The organism is Streptomyces sp. NPDC002669 (assembly GCF_042889165.1).
Classification (GTDB): domain Bacteria; phylum Actinomycetota; class Actinomycetes; order Streptomycetales; family Streptomycetaceae; genus Streptomyces.
This window is the reverse complement of sequence record NZ_JBIAQQ010000024.1, coordinates 36031-56869: the sequence shown is the minus strand read 5'-3', so window position 1 is coordinate 56869 and position 20839 is coordinate 36031. Positions and strand designations below refer to the sequence as shown.

The window sequence follows — 20839 nt, the reverse complement described above, 5'->3', positions numbered from 1 at the left end:
TTCAGCTCGGGTTGTTCTTCAGCAGGAACTCGACGATCGACGCCACGGTCTTCGCACGCCGCTCGGGCGCGGCGAAGCCCGGTTCGAGGAGGGTCGCCTCGGGAGCCTCCAGGGCGATCCGTGCGGCCAGGGCCTCGGGACGCTGCGGGGAGTCGCCCGGCAGTACCAGCAGCGGGGCGGGGAACTCGCTGATCCACTCGTCGGGGACGGAGAAGTGGGCACGGCCCTCCGGGAAGATCGCGTCACGGAACCGCACCAGCAGCGTGACGTACTTCTCGCGCCGGAAGGCGAGGAGCTCCTTCTGGAACTCACCGTCGTCGTGCAGTCGTTGGGCGAACGGTCCGGCCTCCGGGTTCCGTTCGAAAACCCCGTCCCGGGCGGCGGCCTCGAAGACCGCGCCGAGGCCCTCCGTCTCCGGGTCGTCGAAGCCGGCCGCGCGCGGGAGCCTCATCGCCGGGTCGAAGAGACCGAAGAAGTCCCCCAGGGTGTTGGTGGCGTCGCGGCCCGCCGGCTCCTGGGCCACCACCGACCGCACCCGGCCCGGTGCCTCGTGCGCCAGCCGCCAGGCGTGCACGCAGCCGAACCCGGCGGCCACCACGTGGGCCTGCTCGGCCCCGACCTCGTCGAGCACCGCGAGCTGGTCGGCGACCGTCTGCTCGTACGAGAAGGGGACGGCGGGCGCGGAGCTGCGGCCGGCGTGGCGCTGGTCCATCGCGATCACCTTGAAGTGCCGCGACAGCTCACGCACCGGGTGGAAGAAGTTCTCCTCCCACGACTCGATCCGGCTGCCCACCGGGTCGGGGGCCAGCAACAGCACGGGGAAGCCTTCGCCGTGCACCTCGTAGTGGATCCGTGCACCGTCCGGCCGGACTGCCTCAGACATTCTTCTCTCCCATGCCTTTCTGTATCGCCGCCACGAGTTCTGCGGCCATCGCTTCGCTGTTCTCGATCGGAGCCGCGTGGCTGCCGTCGATGACGTGGTGCGCGAACTGCCCGTCCGTCAGGTTCTGCCAGCCCTGTGTCGCCCCCTCGGGAAGCACGGGGTCGTCCTTCGCGGCGACGGCGACGACAGGGATGCGGAGACGGTCCCGTTCGTCACCGACCAGTGAGTCCCGATGATTCATCGACAGGGTCGCGTCGTGGTGGAGCGCGGAGCTGTACGTGGTGAGGAGCTCGGCGTTCGCCAGGATGTCGTCGGGCAGGATGCCCTTGAAGGCGACGGCCAGTTCGTCGGTGGTGGCCCGGTCGAGGTTCTTGGCCAGCTCCTCCATCCGCTGCATGGCCGGTGGCATCTCCACGAAGGGCGGCAGCGCGCACGCCGGCACGAACGTGAGAGGGGGCGGCTCCGGCAGGGCCGAGAGCGCGTGCGCCAGTTCCCAGGCCATCCACGACCCCTGACTGTGGCCGTAGACGACGGTCGGCACGGGGGCACGGTCCGTCAGCTCGGCGGTGATCGCCGCCACCACGTCCTTCATGCAGGTCGCGGGGGCCTCGGCCGCCCGGCTCTCCCGGCCCGGCATCTGCACGCCGAGCAGTTCGATGCCGTCCGGGAGGTGCCGGATCAGGGGCACGTGACCGGCGGTCGTCCCGCCGCCGCCGGCGACACAGACGATCCGGGCGGTCGGCTCGGCCGCGGGCTTCAGGGTCCGCAGCCATCGTCCCGGTCCGCTTCCGCCCGCCGCGTCCCGGGCCCCGGCCAGCCCTTCGGCCAGGTGCTCGGCGATGCCCAGGCAGCCCCTCTCCCCCAGGATGACCTGTACGGGGACGGTCAGGCCGGTCGCACGGGCGATACGGCTGCGCAGACCGACCGCGACCAGTGAATCCACACCGAGCTGGAACAGGGGCTGGTCGGTGACGATGTCGTCGCCCGGCACCCCCACGGCCGAGGCCGCCTCCCGGACGACCAGTTCGAGCACCGCCGACTGCCGGTCGTGCCCGGTCATCGTGGCCAGTCGCTCGCGCAGACCGGTCCGGCGGCCCCTGGACGCGGTCGCGTCCCGTCCTTCCGCTTCGGCCTTCTCCGTCTGCTTCCTGAACCAGTCCGCCAGGAGCGGAAGGACGTCCGCGACGCTGTCCGCGAGGTTCTCGGGGGCGCCCAGGACCTCCATGACCTCGGCCGTGCTGCCGGTGCCGACGGCCCTGCGGAGCGCCTCGCCCGCCCCGGCGCCGAAGGTCCGCGGCGACTGCCGCGCCTCCTTCCAGTAGTGCTCGCGCTGGAAGGCGTACGTGGGCAGGTTCAGCAAGGAGCCCCGGCCTGCTTCGAGCCCGAGGGCCCGGTCCCAGTCGACGTCGTAACCCTGGACGTGCAACAGGCCCAGGTTGTTCATGAGTTGAGCCGTGCTCCCGTGATCGCGGGCGAGGGAGCCGACGACGATGCCGCCGCGCTCCGCGCTGCCGTCGGTCAGCGGTATCGACAGCACCGGGTGCGCGGAGATCTCCACGAACACGGTGTGGCCGTCGTCCAGGAGCCGGTCCATGGCCCGGTCGAAACGGACGGGCTCGCGCAGATTGCGGCACCAGTACGTGCCGTCCAGATCCGTGCCGTCGGACACCCCGCCCGTCACGGTGGAGTAGAACGCGATCCGTGCGCGTTGCGGGGCCAGGCCCTCGAAGCCGGTTGCGAGGCCGGGCAGGATGGGGTCCATCTGGGCGCTGTGGGAGGCATAGTCGGCCTTGATCCTGCGGGCGTAGACGTCCTTGTCCTGGAGTTCGGCGACGATCTGCTCGATCGCGTCCGCCCGGCCCGAGATCACGGTGGAACCGGCGCTGTTGACCGCGGCGACGGAGAGGGCGTCGCCGTACGGGGCGAGGAACTCCTCGACCGTCGCGACCGGGCGTTCGATCAGTGCCATGCCGCCCTGTCCGACGCAGGCCAGGGCGGCCTGCGAGCGCTGGGCGACGACCTGCGCGCCCTGCTCCAGGGTGAGGGCACCGCTCACCACCGCGGCCACCACCTCGCCCTGCGAGTGACCGACCACGGCCGCCGGCTCCACACCCAGCGAACGCCACAGCGCGGAGAGGGCCACCCCCATCGTGAACAGGGCGGGCTGGACCACCTCGGTCCGGTCGAGCAGCAGGTTGTCGTCCTCCGCCGCCGCCAGGACTTCCCGCACCGACCAGCCCGTGAACGGCCGCAACGCGGCGTCGCACGCATCCACCGTCTGCGCGAACACCTCACTGGATTCCAGGAGTTCGCGCCCCATGCCGACCCACTGCGAGCCCTGGCCGGGGTAGACGAAGACGACCTTCCCGCGACGCTCGGCACTGCCGGTGACCACCGCGTCGTGCGACCGGCCCTCGGCCAGCGCCTCCAGCGCCTCCACCAGCCCGGCAGCATCCGACGCCACCACACTGGCCCGCGACTCGAAGTGCGAACGATGACGGGCCGCCGTCACCGCCACATCCGCCAGGCGGACGTCCTCACCACCGGAGAGCCAGGACGCCCAGCGCCCGGCCTGCTCCCGCAGCGCCGCCTCGTCACGACCCGACACCACCACCGGCACCGGCCGTGCGTCCTCGGGCGGGAACGATTCCGCGGCCTCCGTCACCGGGACCTCTTCGAGGATCACGTGGGCGTTCGTACCGCCGAGACCGAAGGCGCTGACTCCCGCGCGGCGCGGGCCCTGCGTCTGCTCCCAGTGCCTCAACTCCGTATTTACATAGAGGAGTTCGGGGTCGAGTTCCATCTCGGGGTTCGGCTTCTCGAAGTTCAGGCTCGGCACCAGCTGCCGGTGGTGGAGGGACAGCGCCGCCTTGATCAGGCCGGCCACTCCCGCTGCCACATCCGTGTGCCCGATGTTGGTCTTCACCGAGCCCAGCGCGCACGGCTCGGTGCGGCCGGCCGTCGCGAACACCTGTTGCAGGGCCTGGACCTCGATCGGGTCTCCGAGCGTGGTCCCCGTGCCGTGCGCCTCGATGTAGCCGATGGTGTCCGCGGTCACGCCCGCGTCGGCCTGGGCGGCCGCGATGACGCGCGCCTGGCCGTCGACGCTGGGTGCGGTGAAGCCGACCTTGTTGGACCCGTCGTTGTTGATCGCGCTGCCGCGGATGACCGCGTAGACCGTGTCCCCGGCGGCCAGCGCGTCGGAGAGGCGGCGCAGCACGACGATTCCGACGCCGTTGCCGAGAACCGTGCCCGCCCCGTCGGCGTCGAACGCCCGGCACTTGCCGTCCGGCGAGAACACCAGCCCTTCCTGGTGGAAGTAGCCCTGCTCCAGCGGGTAACTGAGCGAGGCGCCGCCCGCCAGGGCGATGTCGGACTCGCCGCGCAGCAGGCTCTCACGGGCCAGGTGGGTGGCCACGAGACTGGTCGAGCAGGCCGTCTGGACGGTCAGCGCGGGGCCCCGCAGGTTCAGCTTGTGGGCGACCCTGGTGGCCAGGAAGTCGTTCTTCGTGCCGACCATCGTGCGGTAGAAGTCCGACATCTCGGTGGCGTCGTCACTGCTGCGGTACCCGCCCTGCCCGGCGCCCGCGAAGACACCGATGGCGCCGTCGAACTGCTGCGGGACCTGGCCCGCGTGTTCCAGGGCCTGCCAGGCGCATTCCAGGAAGAGCCGGTGCTGCGGGTCCATCGTCTCGGCCTCGGCGGGCGAGCAGTCGAAGAACTCCGCGTCGAAGAGGGCGGCGCCCTCGACGAAGCCCTTGGCCGGTACGTAGTCGGGGTCGGACAGGGTTTCGTCGTCGATTCCGGCCGCCCTGAGCTCCTCGGGGGTGAACCGCCGGATCGACTCCGTGCCGTTCTTCAGGTTGCTCCAGAACGTGTCGGCGTCCGGGGCGCCCGGGAGCCGGCAGGCGAATCCGACGATCGCGACCGCCTCGTCGGCGGCCGGACCCCGGCGCGCCGCGGCCCGGCCGGGGGCGGTGGCCTGCGACGTGCCGCCCAGGAAGGCGGCCAGCTGCCGGACGGTGGGGTAGCGGAAGAGCGCGGAGAGGGGGAACTCCCGGCCCAGTCCCTCGCAGATCGTCCGGTGCGCCCGGAGCGCGGTCATCGAACTGGCACCCAGTTCGAAGAAGCCGCGGTCGCGGTCCACCCGGGTGAGGTTGAGCACCTCCGCCCAGGCCCGGGAGACGAGGCTCTCCAGGGAGTCGTCGCCGTCCCGAGGGGTCGGGGCGGCCGCGGGGCCGGGCGCCGGCAGCGCCAGGATGGCCTTGCGGTCCACCTTCTTGTTGGGCGTGTGCGGCAGTTCGTCCATGCCGACGAGCTGCGAGGGCACCATGTAGGACGGCAGTTTGGCCAGGAAGTAGCGGAGCAGTTCGTCGTCGTCCACGCCCCCGGCACCGTCGCCGCGGACCCAGTACAGGCAGAGCCTGGGGTCGCTGCCCTCGTCCCTGCGCACCACGGCCGCACATTCGGCGACGGCGGGGTGCTCCCCGGCGACCGCCTCGATCTCGCCGAGCTCGATCCGGTGGCCGTACAGCTTGATCTGGGCGTCGCCCCGGCCGCAGTACTCCAGGCTGCCGTCCTCGCGGTAGCGGACGACGTCCCCCGTGCCGTACATCCGGGCGCCGTCCGCCTCGGCGAACGGGTCGTCCACGAATCGCTCCGCCGTGAGCTCCGGGCGGTTCAGGTATCCGCGGGTGACGCCGAGGCCGCCGATGAAGAGCTCGCCGCGGCTGCCGCGGGGCACCCGGGCCCCGTGCCGGTCGAGGATGTAGAGGCTGGTGTTGCGCACGGCGTCGCCCAGGGACACCTCGCCGGGCTCGGCGTGCCAGGTGGTGGACCACACGGTCGTCTCGGACGGACCGTAGATGTTCGTGAGTCCGCCCCGGCAGGTGTTCATGAGCCTGGCCGCGAGTCCGCGGTCCAGCGCCTCGCCACCGACGATCATCCGGTCGAGGCCCCGGAGCAGGGCCCGGCCGGCGGAGTCCGCGAGGAGCATCCGGGCCAGCGAGGGGGTGCACTGGAGGTGGGTCGGCGCGTACGTGCGGTAGGAGGGCCACTCGCCCACGCTGCCCTGGGCGATCACCACGCGGTAGCCGCGGGTCAGGGTCCAGAGCAGTTCCACGGTGGCGATGTCGAAGGAGGGGCTGGTGACGGCGAGCCAGGTGTCACCGCTGCCGCCTCCGATCCGTTCGTCGACCGCGTGGCAGAAGTTGACGAACTGGCCGTGCTCGATCTGCACGCCCTTGGGCCTGCCGGTGGAGCCCGAGGTGTAGATGACGTAGGCCAGGTCGTGGAGTGCGGGAGGGGTGATCTCCGGGAGCGCGTCGCCGTCCGGGACGGGCGCGTCGTGGAGGTCGTCGGCGTGCAGCAGCCGGGCCCCGGTACCGGCCAGGTCCGCCTCGGTGCCGGTCCGGGTGATGACCACCTCGATGCCGCTGTCCTCGATGACGTACGCGACCCGTGCCTGCGGGTAGCCGGGGTCCACCGGCAGATAGGCGCCACCGGCCAGCCAGATGGCGAGGGCCGAGACGACGAGCTGGGAGGACCTGGGCAGGTGGACCCCGACGGGGGTCTCGGGGCCGACGCCGGCGGCGCGCAGCTTGTCCGCCAGGGCGGAGGCGTGCCAGGCCATCTCGCGGTAGGTCAGCTCCTGCCCGTCCGAGATCAGTGCCACGGCGTCCGGGGTCCGGCGGATCTGGTCCCAGACCAGTTGCAGGGCGGACACCGTGCCGGGGGCGTGCGGGGTGACGCGGCCACCGCGCTCGACCAGCCAGTGCAGTTCCTCGTCCGCGAGGAGCCGCAGCCGGCTGAGCGGGCGGTCCGGCTCCCGGACGATCGATTCGAGGAGGGTGGTGAAGTTGTCCACCATGCGCTGTGCGGCCGGGCGGTCGATCACGTGCCCCTGGTACTCGAACTCGCCCCGCAGCTCGTCCCCGCAGGGGATGAGCGTGATGCCGAGCTCGAACTTGGAGGCGCCCCGGACGTTGCCCGCGAGACTGCCGGTCGGGGGCAGGTGCCACACGGCGTCGCCCTCGCCCACGGTGGGCATGGCGGCGCCGCCGTAGTTGAAGACGGCACGGAAGAGCGGGTTCTCGTCGCCGGTGCGGGCGCCGCCGACCGCGCGGACGACCTCGGTCAGGGGCACGTTCTGGTGCTCGAACACGCCCCTGACGCGGGGGGACATCGAGGCCAGCAGTTCTTCGAACCGGGGGTCCCCCGACAGGTCGCAGCGCAGCGGCAGGGTGTTGGCGAGGAAGCCGAAGGTGCCGCTCATGCCCGGGAGCTGGCGGTTCGACCAGACGGTGCCGACGGCGAAGTCGTACTGGTCGGTGGAGCGTGCGAGCAGGGTGGCGAAGGCGCTGACCAGCACGGTGTACGGGGTGACCGAGGTGCGGGCGGCGAGCGCCTCCAGCTCGGTCCGCAGACCGGCCGGGACGGTGAAGTAGAGGGTGTCGCCGCCCTCGGCGCCCTCGGGGACGCTGTCCGGGCCGGGCGGGAACTCCAGCCGCTCCACGCCCTCCAGCTCGGTGCCGAAGAAGTGCAGCGCCTCCTCGAAGCGGCCCTCCGCGATGCTGCGTCGCTCCCAGGCCGCGTAGTCACCGAGGTGGAACTCGGCCTGCTCCGGGTCGGGCCGGCGCCCCGCCAGGAACTCCTGGTGGGCGTGGAAGAGCTCCATCAGGAAGAGCGAGAGCGACCAGCCGTCGGTGACGGCGTGGTGCAGGCTGAAGCACACCACCTGGTCGTCCGCCGCCAGGTCCAGGACGCGGCAGCGGAACAGCGAGGTGCCGCCGAGGTCGAACGGCTCCTGCTCCTCGTGGCGAATGTGCTCCTCCAGCGCGTCGGCGCCGGATTCGCGCAGGTCCTCGAAGAGGACGGGGGCCTGCACCTCCGGGTGCACGACCTGGACGAGTTCGTCGTCCCTCATCTCCAGACCGGTCCGCAGCGCCTCGTGCCGGGCGACGACCCATTCGAGCGAACGGGTCAGGACGTCGTGGTCGAGCGGCCTGGCGGTGCGGATCCGCATCGCCACCTTGTACTGGGCCGATCCGGGGTTCATCCGTTCCAGGAACCACAGCCGGCGCTGTCCCTCGGTGGCCGGGTGGACGTCGCGGGCCGCGGCCCGCTCCAGGGGCAGTACGGCCGATTCGTCGTCGGCCCCGGCGAGGACCTCCGACAGCAGGTGGGCGGCGAGGTCCTGGGCCGTGGGGTGGGTGAAGGCGAGGTTCGTCGCGAGCGTGCTGCCCGTCAGGTCGCACAGGCGGTTGCGCAGCTGGAGGCCCATGATCGAGTCCAGGCCGAGTTCCTGGAGGCGCTTGTCCGCGGGTACGGGTTCGGGGGCGCCGAGCACCGTCGCGGCCTCGTGCCGGATGACGTCGATCAGGACGTCGAGCCGTTCGTGGTCGGCGAGTCCGGCGAGTCGTCCGCGCAGCCCGGCGGGTTTGCGGGTCCGGGCGCCGTCCCCGGCCGTGGTGCGGACCGGGGCCCCGGCGGCCGGACGCGGCCCGGACGCCGCCGGCGGCAGGTCGACCCAGTGGTACTGGCGCTGGAACGCGTACGTCGGCAGGTCCGCCGCGGGAGCGGCCGGCCCGCCGCCCAGCGCGCGACTCCAGTCGACCGGGTATCCCTGGACGTGCAACGCCCCGAGGGAACGAAGGAGTTGGGACATTCCGCCGCGGTCGCGGCCGAGGCTGCCGACGACCGCGCCGTGCGTTTCCGCGGTCGCGCTGGTCAGTGCCATGCCGAGGACCGGGTGCGGACTGATCTCGATGAAGACGTCGTGGCCGCCGTCCACCAGTTCGCGCAGTGCCAGGTCCATGCGGACGGTGTCGCGGACGTTGCGGCACCAGTAGGCGGCGTCGAGTTCCGCCCCGTCGAGCAGGCCGCCCGTGACCGTGGAGTAGAAGGGCACGGCGGAGGGGCGTGCTTCGAGGTCCCGGAGCTGCTCGGCCAGCCAGGGCAGCACCGGGTCCACGTGGGCGCTGTGCCCCGCCGTGTCGGACTGGATGCGGCGGCTGAACACGTCGCGGCCCGCCAGCTCCTCCAGGAGCGACTCGACCGCGGCCACGTCACCGGAGACGACCGTCGAGGCGGGGGTGTTGACCACGGCCACCGAGAGCGTTCCGCCGTACGGGGCGATCAGTTCCTCGACGTCGGCGACCGGCATCTCGACCAGTGCCATGGCGCCCCGGCCGCTGCATTCGCGCAGCTGGCCCTGGGAGCGCAGCGCCGTGAGACGTGCGCCGTCCGTCAGGGACAGCGCGCCGGCGATCACCGCGGCCGGGACCTCGCCCTGGCTGGAGCCCACCACGGCGGCAGGCTTCACCCCCAGCGACGTCCAGAGCTCCGCCAGGCCGATCATGACCGCGAAGAGGGCCGGCTGCAGTACGTCGATCCGCTCCAGGGACGGCAGGTCCTCGTCCGTCTCCCCGCGCAGCAGGTCCAGCACCGACCAGCCGGTCCACGGCCGCAGCGCGGCGTCGCAGTTCTCCACCGCCTGCCGGAACACCTCGGACTCGGCGAGCAGCGCCCGGCCCATGCCGGCCCACTGGCTGCCCTGGCCGGGGAAGACGAACACGGCCCGGCCGCGCTCCCGTGCCGTACCGACGACCGTGTCGGCGCCCGGGAGGCCCTGTGCGAGCGCCCGCAGCGCCTCGGCGGCGGCCTCGTGGCCGGGGACGAGCAGGGAGGCCCGGGTCTCCAGGTGCGAGCGCTGCCGGGCCGCCGTGCGCACCACGTCGGCGAACGGCACGTCGCGGTGTTCCGTCAGCCACGCGGCCCAGCGTTCGGCCTGTGCGCCCAGCGCCTGCTCGTCGTGGCCCGACAGCACCAGGGGCAGTACGGCCGGCAGGTCGGCCCGGGGCTCGTGCCTCGGCTCGGGGACCGTGTCCTCGGCCGGCGGGGCCTCCTCCAGCACCACGTGCGCGTTGGTGCCGCTGATGCCGAAGGCCGACACGCCGGCGCGGCGGGTGCGTTCGCCGCGGCGCCAGGGGCGTGCCTCCCGGAGGAGTTCGAGGCCGCTGCCCTCCCAGGCGATGTGCGGGCTCGGCTGCTCGGCGTGCAGGGTTCTGGGCAGGGTGTCGTTCTGGAGCGCGAGCACCATCTTCATGACACCGGCGACACCGGCGGCGGCCTGGCTGTGCCCGATGTTGGACTTGGACGACCCGAGGTACACCGGGGTTCCTGCGGTGCGCCCCGGCCCGAACACCTCCGCGAGCGCGCCCGCCTCGATCGGGTCGCCCAGGGGGGTGCCCGTTCCGTGTGCCTCGATCGCGTCGATGTCGGAGGGGGTGAGCCGGGCGGCGGTGAGCGCGTCCTGGATGACCCGCTGCTGTGCCGGGCCGTTGGGGGCGGTGAGTCCCTGGCTGCGGCCGTCCTGGTTCACCGCGCTGCCGCGGATCACCGCCAGCACCCGGTCGCCGTCCCGCTGTGCGGCCGAGAGCCGCTTCAGGACCAGGATGCCGGCGCCCTCGGACCAGCCGCCGCCGTCGGCGTCGGCCGAGAAGCTCTTGCACCGCCCGTCGGGGGACATCGCTCCGAGCCGGCTGGACTCCACGAACATCCCGGGGGAGCTCATGACCGTCACACCGCCGGCGAGGGCCATGTCGCACTCGTCGTTGCGCAGTGCCGTGACGGCGAGGTGGATCGCGACCAGCGACGAGGAGCACGCGGTGTCCACCGTCACGGCGGGGCCCTGCAGGCCCAGGGCGTACGAGACGCGGCCGGAGATGACGCTGCCCGACACCCCGGTGCCCTGGTAGCCGTCGAGCAGTTCCAGATCGGTGCGGATCGTCTCGTAGTCGGGGCGCATCGCGCCCACGTAGACACCGGTGCGGCTCCCCTTGAACTGGTCGCCCCGCAGCCCGGCCCGCTCCAGCGCCTCCCAGGCCGCCTCCAGGACCACCCGCTGCTGTGGTTCCATCGACTGCGCCTCACGCGGCGATATGCCGAAGAATCCCGCGTCGAACTGCTCGATGCCGTCGAGGAATCCGCCCTCGCGCGCGTAACTCTTGCCCATGGCACCGGGGTCGGGGTCGTACAGGTCGAAGGCTTCCCAGCGCGCGGGCAGGGGGCCGATCGCGTCCTGTTCCCCGGCGAGGAGGTCCCAGTAGTCCTGCGGGGTGGTGATCCCGCCCGGCAGCCGGCAGGCCATGGCCACGATGGCCACCGGCTCGTGGCGTTGGTTCTCGAGTTCCGCGTTGCGTTGTTGGAGTTGCAGGACGGCGGCCATGGCCCGCCGCAGTCGCTCCTCGTTGGCTTGAGCGTTCATCTCTGCTTTCCGTCCCTCTCCAGCAGTGCGGTGGCGGTGTGTCGGGTGGGTGGGTCCGTGATCAGTGCTCGACCGTGACGTCCATGTACGGCGGGAAGCCCTGGATGTGGGTGCCGTCGTGTTCGAGGACGGACACGTCGCCGTTCCGGCCGATCTCGCGGAAGCCGGAGAACTTGTAGGTGACGAACATGGTCCGGTTGCGGCTGGTGGGCACGAACTCGGCGCGCAGTCCGACGCCGGCGTCGTGGGCGCTGCGGATCAGGTGGTTGAGCAGGACGGAGCCGACGCCGCGGGACATGACGCGGCAGGACATCAGCAGCAGCTTCACGGTCCAGGCGTCCTCGCCGCGTTCGACGAGGGCGAGGCCGATCTTGCCGTAGGTGCCGTAGGTGTCCTCCAGTCCGGCCACCAGGAGGTCGTGGTCGGGCGAGCGGCGGAAGGCGTCCAGCTCCTCGTAGGAGTAGGTGTAGCCGGTGGCGTTGAGCTGGTTGGTGCGTACGGTCAGTTCCTCGGCGCGCTGGAGGTCGCGTTCCTGGGCGGGCGCGATGGTGAAGCGCATGCCGAGCGAGGCGAGGAAGTCCTCGTCGGTGCCCCGGTGGGCCTGCTCGGCGTCCTTGCGCCGGATGTCGGCCCGGTAGAGGTGGCGGCGCTCGCGGGAGTCGGCGGTGACGAACCGGGGCTGCATCGCGGGCAGTTCGGGGATGCCGGGGGCGTCGAGGGCGTCGATGCACAGCACCTGCGGGTGGGCGAAGCCGACCTCGTCGCGTTCGAAGGGCTGGTCGTCGACGAAGGCCAGGGTGTCGATGCCGATGTTGATGGCCTCGGCGACCGCCTTGACGGAGTCCGACTTGTTGCCCCAGTGGATCTGCGGGTGGAGGAAGTACTCGGCGATGCCGAACTCCGCCAGTTTCGCCATGGCCGCGTCGTGGTCGTTGCGGCTGGCGATCGAGTGGAGGATGCCGCGTTCGTCGAGGGTGCGGAGCACCTCCACGACGGCGGGGCGCAGGGTGACGTCGCCGTCCTCCAGCAGCACCCCGTCCCACACCGTGTTGTCGAGGTCCCACACCACGCACTTGACGGTCGTCACGGTGGTCGTCGTCATCGGTCACTCCTCGGTCCGCGTTCCTGGAACGCGTACTCGGCGAGCCCCACCTGGTGGAGCTGTGCGCTGCCCTCGATGATCTCCATGACCCTGGAGTCGCCGAGGAGGCGCTGGACGGGGTATTCGGAGCTGCAGCCGTTGGCGCCGTGGATCTGGACGGCGTCCCCGGCGGCGCGGCCGGCGGCGGTGGCGGCGAAGTACTTGGCCGTGGAGGTCGCGGCCAGGGCGCCGGGGTGGCGTTCGTCGCGCAGCCGGCCGGCCTCCAGACACAGCAGCCGGGCGGCGTGCGCGTCCGTGTACATGTTGCTGATCATGCTTCTGACGAGCTGGTGCTCCTTGATGAGGGAGCCGAACTGCTCGCGGGTCGCGGCGTAGTCGACGCTCGCCTCCAGGCAGGCGTCGAGGATGCCGACGCAGCCCCAGCCGACGGTGTAGCGGCCGAGGTCGAGGGCGGCGCCGACCACGTGGGAGACCCCGAGTCCGGGCCTGGCCAGGACGTTGTCCGCCGGTACGCGGCAGTTCGCGAAGCGTACGTGGGACGTCATCGAGGCCCGGATGCCGATCATGTCCTCGATCAGCTCGGTCCGCAGTCCGGGGGTGTCCCGTTCGACGAGCAGGGCCGTGGGGCCCTCCGGGGAGCGGCCGACGACCAGGAACAGGTCGGCGGTCTCGCCGTACGTGATCCATTTCTTGTGGCCGTCGACCACCCAGTCGTCGCCGTCGCGGACGAGCCGGGTGGTGACTCCCGAGGCGTCGCTGCCCGCGCCCGGTTCGGACACGGCGAGCGCGCCGATGCGTTCGCCGCGGGCCAGCCGGGGCAGCCAGGTCTCCTTCTGGGAGCGGCTGCCCCAGCGGGCGATCGCGTGCGCCACCATCGTGTGGACGGTGAGCAGGCTGCGGAGCGAGGAGCAGGCCCGGCCGAGTTCACCGGCGAGCAGGCCGAGGGTGACCGCGTCGCAGCCGCCGCCGCCGTACTCCTCGGCGACGGGGAGCCCGAGCAGGCCCTCGTCGGCGAGGAGCCGGACGGCCTCGGGCGGGGTGCGCTGGGTCCGGTGGTATGCGTCCGCGTGCGGGGCGATGTGCCGGTCGGCGAAGGCCCGGAATTCCTTCTGGGCCTGCGCCTGCCGGTCGGTGAGCGCTCCGGTCATCGTCGTGTCCGCTCCCGTCCTACTGCGGGACCGGGACGGACAGCTTGCGGGTGACGAACGCGTCGAGCGCACCGATGGAGCGGAAGTACTCCAGCTCCAGGTCCTCGTTCTCGACGGTGATGCCGAACTCGTGCTCGACGAAGGAGACCAGCTGCATCGCGAACATCGAGCTGACGAAGCCGAGTTCGAAGATGTCGTCGTCGTCCTTCAGGTCCTGGACCGGGAAGAACCGGGAGAGGTACTCCGCGATCCGGGTCCTGTTGTCCGTGCTCATCTCTTCATCCGTCCTGTTGTCGTGGGGTGGGTGGTCCGGCGGGCTCTCAGTGGTACTTGTGGAATCCCTCGCCGCTCTTCCGCCCCAGCAGGCCGGCGGCGACCATCTTCTTGAGCAGCGGGGCGGGCCGGTACTTGCTGTCGTTGAAGCTCTCGTAGAGCACCTCGACGGACTTGAGGATGGTGTCGAGGCCGATCAGGTCGGCGGTCTCCAGCGGGCCCATCCTGTGGTCGAAGCAGGTCTGGAAGATCCGGTCGACGTCGGCCGCGGGGGCCACGCCGTCCTGGACCAGGAAGGCCGCCTCGTTGATGGTGAGCATGAGGACCCGGTTGGAGACGAAGCCGGGGACGTCCTCGACGACGATGCACTCCTTGCCCATGCCGGCCAGGAAGCGGCGGGCGGTGTCGATGGTCTCCGGCGTGGTGTGGTGGCCGCGGATCACCTCGACCATCGGCTTCATCGGCACCGGGTTCATGAAGTGCATGCCGATGACGCGTTCGGGGCGGGTGGTCACCGAGCCGACCCGGGTGATGGAGATCGCCGAGGTGTTGACGGCGAAGACCACGTCGGGGCGGACGATGCGGTCGATCCGCTCGTACACCTGCTGCTTGATGCCCCAGTCCTCGGTGACGTTCTCGACGACGAAGTCGGCCTTGGCCAGCAGTTCGTAGTCTGTGGTGAAATCGATCTTCTCGAAGACCGCCGCCGGGTCGACGCCCGAGCCCTTGTTGAACAGGGCGTAGGCGCGCAGGCTGTTGCGCAGTTCGCGGCGCGCGTTGTCGAGGACCTCCTCCGAGACGTCGACGAGCACCACCCGGTGGCCGGTCTGGGCGAGGTTCTGCGCGACACCGACGCCCATGACGCCCGCGCCGACGACTCCTGCTGTCGTGAATTCCATGTCCTACGACTCCGTTAGCGTGCGCCGCGTACGGCGTAGATGTTGTGGATGTCCGTGCCGACGTACAGTTCGTCCTGCTCGGCCCTGACCGTGAAGCCGCGGTTCTCCAGCAGCTCGACCAGGCGGCCGACCTCGCCGTCCGCGTCGTGCGCCTCCAGCACCATCTGCTGGATCTTCGGCCAGTCCTCGTCGGCGATGCCGTCGATGACCTGCCGTTCGCTCTTCTGCACGTCGATCTTGATCAGGTCGATGCGCTCGATGCCCTGCTCGCGGATGACGGCGCTGAGCGGGCGCAGTGTGGCGGTGAACTCGATCGCCTCGAAGCGGACGTCGAGCAGTTCGTCGCCGGAGACCAGCTCGGCGACCTCGGCGTCGGCCTCGGTCTTCTGCTGGTTGGCGATGATCGTGCGCAGGTTGTGCTTCTCCTCCTCCTCGTCCGGGTGGAACGAGGACATGCCGGAGCTGCGCGGGTAGAAGGTGAAGTTCGCCTGCGCCTCGGCGTCGGAGATCCCGATGTTGAAGAGTTCGGCGTCGACGCCGTGCTCGGCGACGTTCTGACTGAGCAGTTCGAACATCGGGGGCGCGGGCTCGAAGGTGAAGACCCGTACGTCCTTCGCCTCGTAGTGCGCGAAGAGGGTGAACAGGCCGATGTTGCCGCCGACGTCGACGACGGTGGCGCCGTCCGGGATGGAGATGCCGTTCTTGGCGTACGTGCGGTGGTCGAAGATGTCCTCGTAGAAGTGGCGGGTCTCCGCCTCGTTCTGGTGGGACACCGTCAGGCCGTTCGGCAGGGTGAAGCGGGCCCGGGAGTTGCCCGTGTGCGAGGAGCCCTCCCGGGTCGCGGTCAGTTCGCCGCCGGCCCGCAGGGTGTCGATCGCGGCGGCCATCCGGGTCAGGGTGGCCCACTCGTAGACCTGGCGCAGCGAGAGGTCGGTGCCGAAGGCCCGCTTGATGCGCAGGATCAGCCGGGTGGCGAGCAGCGAGTTGCCGCCGATCTCGAAGAAGCTGATGTCGCGCGGCAGTTGGTCGGTCTTCAGCAGCCTGGCCCACAGGCCGTGCAGTTCCTGCTCGGTGGGGGTGGCGGTGTGTTCGTCGTCGGCCAGGGCGGCCGTCGCGGCGCCGTCGGCCACGATGTCCAGCTCGGAGGCGGGGAAGCCGGTCCAGTCGATGTCGGCGCCCGCGAGCCAGAGCCGGCCCAGTGCCTTGAGGGCCACGGCCGAGTCGGAGCGGCTCTCCAGGGGGTGGCGCATGGAGGCGACGACGGTGCCGGCGGTGCTGCCGCGGACCACGGTGGCCATGCTGCTGAGGGTCTGGCCGGGGCCGGTCTCCAGGAGCAGGTCGGCGGCGGCGAGGGCGGTCAGCCCGTCGGCGAAGCGGACCGGGCTGACCAGGTGGCGCGCCCAGTAGCCGGGGTCGGTGGCCTCCGCGTCGGTGATGGGGCGGCCGGTGACGTTGGAGATGTACGGGATGCGGGGCGGGGTCAGGGTGAAGGTCCGCGCCAGTTCGGTCACCTGCTCGGCGATGGGCTCCATCATCGAGGAGTGGAAGGCGTGCGTGGACTGCACCCGGCGGTGGACGACGCCCTGCCGGCCGAGGTCCTGCTCCAGCGCCTCGACGTCGGCGACCGGTCCGGCCACCACGCAGAACTCGGGGCCGTTGACGGCGGAGAGCGAGAGGCCGGTGCCGAGCAGCGGGCGGACCCGCTCCTCGGGGAGCATCACGGCGAGCATGGCGCCCTGCGGCAGCGCGTCGATGAGCGCGGCGCGGCGGGCCACCAGGGTCAGCGCGTCCGGCAGGGACAGCACCCCGGCGAGGGTGGCCGCGACGTACTCGCCGAGGCTGTAGCCGATCATGATCGAGGGCCGGGCGCCCCAGGACTCCCAGAGCCTGGCCAGGGCGTACTCGATGACGAAGAGGGCCGGCTGGGCGAGGCGGGTGGCGTTGAGCCGGCGCTCGTTCTCGCTCTGCGGGGTCGTGCCGCGGCCGAGCATGCGGCGCAGGTCGACGGCCGGGGCGGTGCGCTCCTCGGGCGTCGGGTCGGGGAAGACGACCTCGCGGATGTCCAGGCCCAGTTCGGGGGCGAGCGCGTCGGCGCAGTCGTCGACGGCGGACCGGAACACCGGGAAGTCGCGGTACAGGTCGCGGCCCATGTCCAGGTAGTGGTCGCCGAGCCCGGGGAACATGAAGGCGACGGAGGCCGCGGCCCCCGCGGGCACGCCCGCGCCCAGCTCCGTGGCGGCTCCGTCGCCGGCCAGGACCGCACCGCGGTGGCCTTCCCCGGCGCTGCCGAGGGTGCGGATGCGCACGGGCACGTCCTCACGGGCGGGGGACTCGGCGAGACGGGCCTTGAGCCCGGCGAGTCCGGCGTCGAGGGAGGTGCCGTCGGCACCGGCGACCAGGGCGAGGTGCCACAGCACCGGCCCGTCGGACGGCGTTGCCGTCCGGTCGTGTGTGTCCCCGGCTGTGATGGTGTTGGAGCTCATGCCTCTCCTAGAGGTTTGCGGCCGGCCGGAAAAGGGTCGAGCGCCCACTGCTGCCGCCCCGTTCCCCTCCGAGGAAGTCCGTCGGAGCAACTTTCACGGCGACGGCTAGAGCGGGGCCGGAGCAGCGGTGGACGCTCCACCGTGCCGGGCATTCAGGTGTTTTTCGGTACGAAGGTGTTGGAGGTTTCGGCGCCCGGAGGGGCGCGGGTCACAACACGCGGATCGCGGACTCCGCGTGGCGCTTGGCCAGGTTCAGGGTGGCCGTGGAGTTGCGGCCGAGGGCCTCGCGGACGTAGCGGCGGGCCCGTGCGAGGTCGGCGCCCTCGCCCAGTACGCGTTCGACGGCCTCCTCGCGCAGCACCACGTTGTGCTGCGAGATGACGGTCACGCCGGACTCGTCGGGCAGCACCGACCATTCGCCGGTGTGCGCCTCCATCAGCGCGGGGGTGCGGGTCTGCTTGTAGACGATGCGGCCGGCGTGCGGGAAGCAGATCCGCACCGACTCCGTGGTGTGGGTCGCGCCGTCCGCGGTGCGGGTGTCCATCGCCATGACCTGGACGCCGGGGGCGTCCTCGGTCAGGTCGAGGCGGGCGACGTGCGGCACCAGTTCGGGCCAGTCGCCGACCCGGTACAGGAAGTCGTAGACCAGCTCGGCCGGGCCCTTGACCCGGACCGCGTCCTCGAAGGACAGCACGAGTTCGTCGAGCCGGGTCCAGCGCTCCGCGAGCCGCTTCAACTGCGTCAGTTCGGCGGTCGAGTTGGTGTCGACCGCCCGCTCCGTCCAGGACACGTCCTCGGGCCGGTCGTCGATGACCGTGAAGTCGTGCAGCAGGGTCAGCAGGCTCGTCCCGCCGGGCCGCTCCTGCACGGTCCAGGACCCGTTCATCGTCTCGACCGGGGCCTGCGGGTGCTGCTGGCGGAAGTCGATCCGCCGGGCCTCCGGGTCCTGCACGCGTCGCGAGAGCCACGACCGCACCTGCCCGTTGGCCACCGCCCACATCCGCAGCCGTTCGTCCCGGCCGTCGAACTCCAGCCGCTCGACGTGCACGTTCGGCGGGAAGAACAGCGGCCACTGGACCGCGTTCGAGATCATTCCGTAGACGACCCCCGCCGGGGCGGCCACCTCGACCGAATGCGTCGTACGGTGTACACGCTCACCGGACACCACAGATCACCTTCCTCATGGTTTTCAGAAATTGCCCAGTCCGCCGCAGACGTTGAGCGCCTGTGCGGTGATCGAGGCGGCGGACTCGGAGACGAGGTAGCCGACCAGTCCGGCGACCTCCTGCGGGGTCGAGTAGCGGCCGAGCGGGATCTTCGCCTCGAACTGCTCCTGCACGTAGTCCTCGGTGGTGTCCCAGGCCGCCGCGTACCCCTGGCGCACCCGTTGGGCCATCGGTGTCTCGACGTAGCCGGGGCAGACCGCGTTGACCGTGACGCCCGACGGGGCCAGTTCCCGGCCCAGTGCCTTGGTGAAGCCGACGACGCCGTGCTTGGAGGCGCTGTACGGGGCTCCGAGCAGCACGCCCTGTTTGCCGGCCGTGGAGGCGATGTTGATGATCCGCCCGCGGGCGTTGCCGGTCAGGCCGCCGTTCTTCAGCACCTCGCGCGTCATCAGGAACACGCTGTTGAGGTTGGTGTCGATGACGTCGTACCAGAGCTCGTCGGCGATGTCGGCGGTGACGCCGCCGCCGCTGCGCCCGGCGTTGTTGACCAGTACGTCGATGGGACCGTACGTCTCGACGGCGGCGTGCACCAGCGCGGCCACGGACTCCCGGGAGCGGACGTCGGCGGCCTGTCCGGCCGCCTCCAGGCCCTCGTCCCGGAGGTCCTCGACGGTCTGCTTGACGTCCTGTTCGGTGCGGGCGCACAGGAACACGCGGTACCCGGACCTGCCGAGCCGGCGGGCCACCGCCAGTCCTATGCCGCTGGTGGCCCCGGTGATCAGGGCGACGGGGTGGTTGTCGGTCACGGTCAGTGCTCCTTCAGCCGTGGGGCGGGGGCCGGGAGTACGAGTCCCGGTTCGGTCCTGGCCGCGTCGGCGAGCGGCGCGGCGGGGCGCAGCGGGGCGAGCGCCCGGCCCAGGGCGTCCCTGGTCAGTACGGTGGCTCGGGCGGCGGTGTAGCCGTCGGGGCGGGCCAGCAGCCAGCCGCCGGGGGCCAGGCCGAGCGCCGCGCGCAGCCGGCCGTCCGGGTCGGCGAGCGGGGCGGGTCCGTCCGGTCCGGTGCCGCCGACGGTGCGCACCGACAGCCACTCGGAGTACTGGGCGGCGGCCGTGATGGCCACGCCCACGGGGACGTCGCCGGGCCCGGTGCCGCCCGCGGCGAGCAGCAACGACCAGCGGGGGTCGCGCAGTTCGGCGCGCAGTGCGGTGAAGGCGGGGTCGTCGGGGTCGTGGACCGCGGCCCGGGTGACGCGTTCGCCGGGGGCGGGCGCCGGGGTCGGCTCGGTGCCCGCGGCGACGGCGGCGTTGGACAGCGCGGCGGTGCCGGGGACGTGCCGGAAGGTGTCGACGGTGGTCAGGGAGGACGCGCCGTAGTCGATGCGCAGCCCGGACATGCCGCCGAGCACCTTGCGCTGGATGGCCCGGCGCAACGGGGGCACCTTCCGCACCACGGAGAAGACCACGGGCAGCGCCAGCGGGGCGAGCGTGTTCTTCAGCTGGACGAGGAAGGTGGCGGTGCGGGTGGAGCCGAGCAGGGCCCGGCCGATGGGCATCCGTTCCTCGCCGTAGGTGTCGAGGAGTTCCCGGCCGGCGTGGCCCTGCTGGACCATGGCCAGCTTCCAGGCGAGGTTGTACGCCTCCTGGATGCCGGTGTTCATGCCCTGCCCGGAGGCGGGGCTGTGCACGTGGGCGGCGTCCCCGGCGACGAGGACGCGGCCCTCGCGCATCCGTTCCACCATGCGCTGCTGGAAGGTGAAGACCGAGGTCCAGTCGCTCTCGCCGACCCGGACCGGGCGGCCGAGCCCGGCCGACAGCTTCTCGCCCAGCCGCTCCTCCACGGCGCGCGGGTCGGTGTCCCGCCGGGCGGGTGTGGTGTCCAGCAGCCGCCAGTACCCCTCGCGGGCGTAGGGCACCATCATCAGTGCCTGTCCGCCGGTGTGGGTCCAGTAGATGGTGTCGGGCGGCAGGTCCATGTCGACCGGTACGTCGGCGAGCATCCAGGTCTCACCGGCTCCGCCGACCAGTTCCAGGCCGAGCAGTTTGCGCACGGTGCTGTGGCCGCCGTCGCATCCCACCAGCCAGGACGTCTCGATGTGCTCCTCGGTGCCGTCCGCCTTCTCCAGGGTGGCCCGTACGGTGTCCGCGTCCTGCCGGAAGCCGGTGAGCCGCACTCCCCACTCGATCTCGACGCCCAGCCGGGCGACGGCGGCGCGCAGCACCGCCTCCGTCTCGGTCTGGCCGATGACGAGGGTGTACGGGTAGGAGGTCGGCATCGTGGCGTAGTCGGCCTCCAGCCGCACCAGTCGGCGTCCCTCGGCGTACATGGTGAAGGCGCGGTTCTTCCGGCCGCGGCCGAGCATGTCCTCGACGACGCCCATCTGGTCGTACGTCTCCAGGGTGCGCGGATGCGTGGCCACGGCCCGGCTGGTGCGGGCGGGGCCGCGGGCGGCGTCGACGAGCCGCACCCGCAGGCCCCGGCGGGCCAGTTCGTGGGCGGCGGTCAGCCCGACAGGGCCGGCGCCCGCGACGAGCACATCGGGTCGGTCGGTGCTCATGCGTTCTCCGTAAGTGGTCAGGCGGCCCGGAAAGGGCCGGTGCGGTCGTCCGGGCGGCGGGGCG

The 20839-nt window shown here is 71.8% G+C and carries 10 protein-coding genes; all 10 read right to left on the bottom strand.

Going from position 1 to position 20839, the window contains the following annotated elements; genetic code table 11:
* Position 1: 1 nt before the first annotated feature.
* The 10 genes from ACFYW1_RS29375 to ACFYW1_RS29330 all read right to left on the bottom strand — a co-directional run bounded on the left by ACFYW1_RS29375 (position 2) and on the right by ACFYW1_RS29330 (position 20775).
* Positions 2-883 carry an alpha/beta fold hydrolase gene (locus tag ACFYW1_RS29375; protein ID WP_388999701.1) on the bottom strand — a complete coding sequence of 294 codons (882 nt, stop codon included), beginning with the start codon at positions 881-883 and terminating at the stop codon, positions 2-4.
* Positions 876-11150, bottom strand: a complete 10275-nt coding sequence (locus ACFYW1_RS29370; RefSeq protein ID WP_388999698.1) for an amino acid adenylation domain-containing protein — start codon at positions 11148-11150, stop codon at positions 876-878. The genes ACFYW1_RS29375 and ACFYW1_RS29370 overlap by 8 nt, the downstream gene beginning before the upstream one ends.
* A 61-nt stretch (positions 11151-11211) precedes the next feature.
* Positions 11212-12252: an HAD-IIIC family phosphatase gene (locus ACFYW1_RS29365; RefSeq protein ID WP_388999695.1), complete on the bottom strand. Its 1041-nt coding sequence runs from the start codon at positions 12250-12252 to the stop codon at positions 11212-11214.
* Positions 12249-13400 carry an acyl-CoA dehydrogenase family protein gene (locus ACFYW1_RS29360; RefSeq protein ID WP_388999692.1) on the bottom strand — a complete coding sequence of 384 codons (1152 nt, stop codon included), beginning with the start codon at positions 13398-13400 and terminating at the stop codon, positions 12249-12251. Before ACFYW1_RS29360 ends, ACFYW1_RS29365 begins: the two co-directional genes overlap by 4 nt.
* A 19-nt stretch (positions 13401-13419) precedes the next feature.
* The gene (locus tag ACFYW1_RS29355) at positions 13420-13674 is read right to left on the bottom strand and encodes a phosphopantetheine-binding protein (protein WP_148832722.1); all 255 of its coding nucleotides are present in this window, start codon (positions 13672-13674) and stop codon (positions 13420-13422) included.
* 46 nt (positions 13675-13720) lie between these two features.
* A complete protein-coding gene (locus ACFYW1_RS29350; RefSeq protein ID WP_388999688.1) occupies positions 13721-14572 on the bottom strand; it encodes a 3-hydroxyacyl-CoA dehydrogenase family protein in 852 nt (283 codons plus the stop codon).
* A 14-nt stretch (positions 14573-14586) separates the two neighbouring features.
* Positions 14587-17055 carry an FkbM family methyltransferase gene (locus ACFYW1_RS29345; RefSeq protein ID WP_388999685.1) on the bottom strand — a complete coding sequence of 823 codons (2469 nt, stop codon included), beginning with the start codon at positions 17053-17055 and terminating at the stop codon, positions 14587-14589.
* Between the two features lie 208 nt (positions 17056-17263).
* Positions 17264-18220 carry an aromatase/cyclase gene (locus ACFYW1_RS29340; protein ID WP_388999682.1) on the bottom strand — a complete coding sequence of 319 codons (957 nt, stop codon included), beginning with the start codon at positions 18218-18220 and terminating at the stop codon, positions 17264-17266.
* Positions 18221-18244: 24 nt separating this feature from the next.
* Positions 18245-19027, bottom strand: coding sequence for an SDR family NAD(P)-dependent oxidoreductase (locus ACFYW1_RS29335; protein ID WP_376041908.1), 783 nt, complete (start codon positions 19025-19027; stop codon positions 18245-18247).
* 2 nt (positions 19028-19029) lie between these two features.
* On the bottom strand, positions 19030-20775 hold the full coding sequence (locus tag ACFYW1_RS29330) for an FAD-dependent oxidoreductase (RefSeq protein WP_388999678.1): 1746 nt from the start codon (positions 20773-20775) through the stop codon (positions 19030-19032).
* Positions 20776-20839: the final 64 nt, after the last annotated feature.

Bases quoted from the DNA above. Each gene is read 5' to 3' on its own strand.
- ACFYW1_RS29375 (WP_388999701.1), bottom strand. From the start codon at position 883: ATGTCTGAGGCAGTCCGGCCGGACGGTGCACGGATCCACTACGAGGTG.
- ACFYW1_RS29370 (WP_388999698.1), bottom strand. From the start codon at position 11,150: ATGAACGCTCAAGCCAACGAGGAGCGACTGCGGCGGGCCATGGCCGCC.
- ACFYW1_RS29365 (WP_388999695.1), bottom strand. From the start codon at position 12,252: ATGACGACGACCACCGTGACGACCGTCAAGTGCGTGGTGTGGGACCTC.
- ACFYW1_RS29360 (WP_388999692.1), bottom strand. From the start codon at position 13,400: ATGACCGGAGCGCTCACCGACCGGCAGGCGCAGGCCCAGAAGGAATTC.
- ACFYW1_RS29355 (WP_148832722.1), bottom strand. From the start codon at position 13,674: ATGAGCACGGACAACAGGACCCGGATCGCGGAGTACCTCTCCCGGTTC.
- ACFYW1_RS29350 (WP_388999688.1), bottom strand. From the start codon at position 14,572: ATGGAATTCACGACAGCAGGAGTCGTCGGCGCGGGCGTCATGGGCGTC.
- ACFYW1_RS29345 (WP_388999685.1), bottom strand. From the start codon at position 17,055: ATGAGCTCCAACACCATCACAGCCGGGGACACACACGACCGGACGGCA.
- ACFYW1_RS29330 (WP_388999678.1), bottom strand. From the start codon at position 20,775: ATGAGCACCGACCGACCCGATGTGCTCGTCGCGGGCGCCGGCCCTGTC.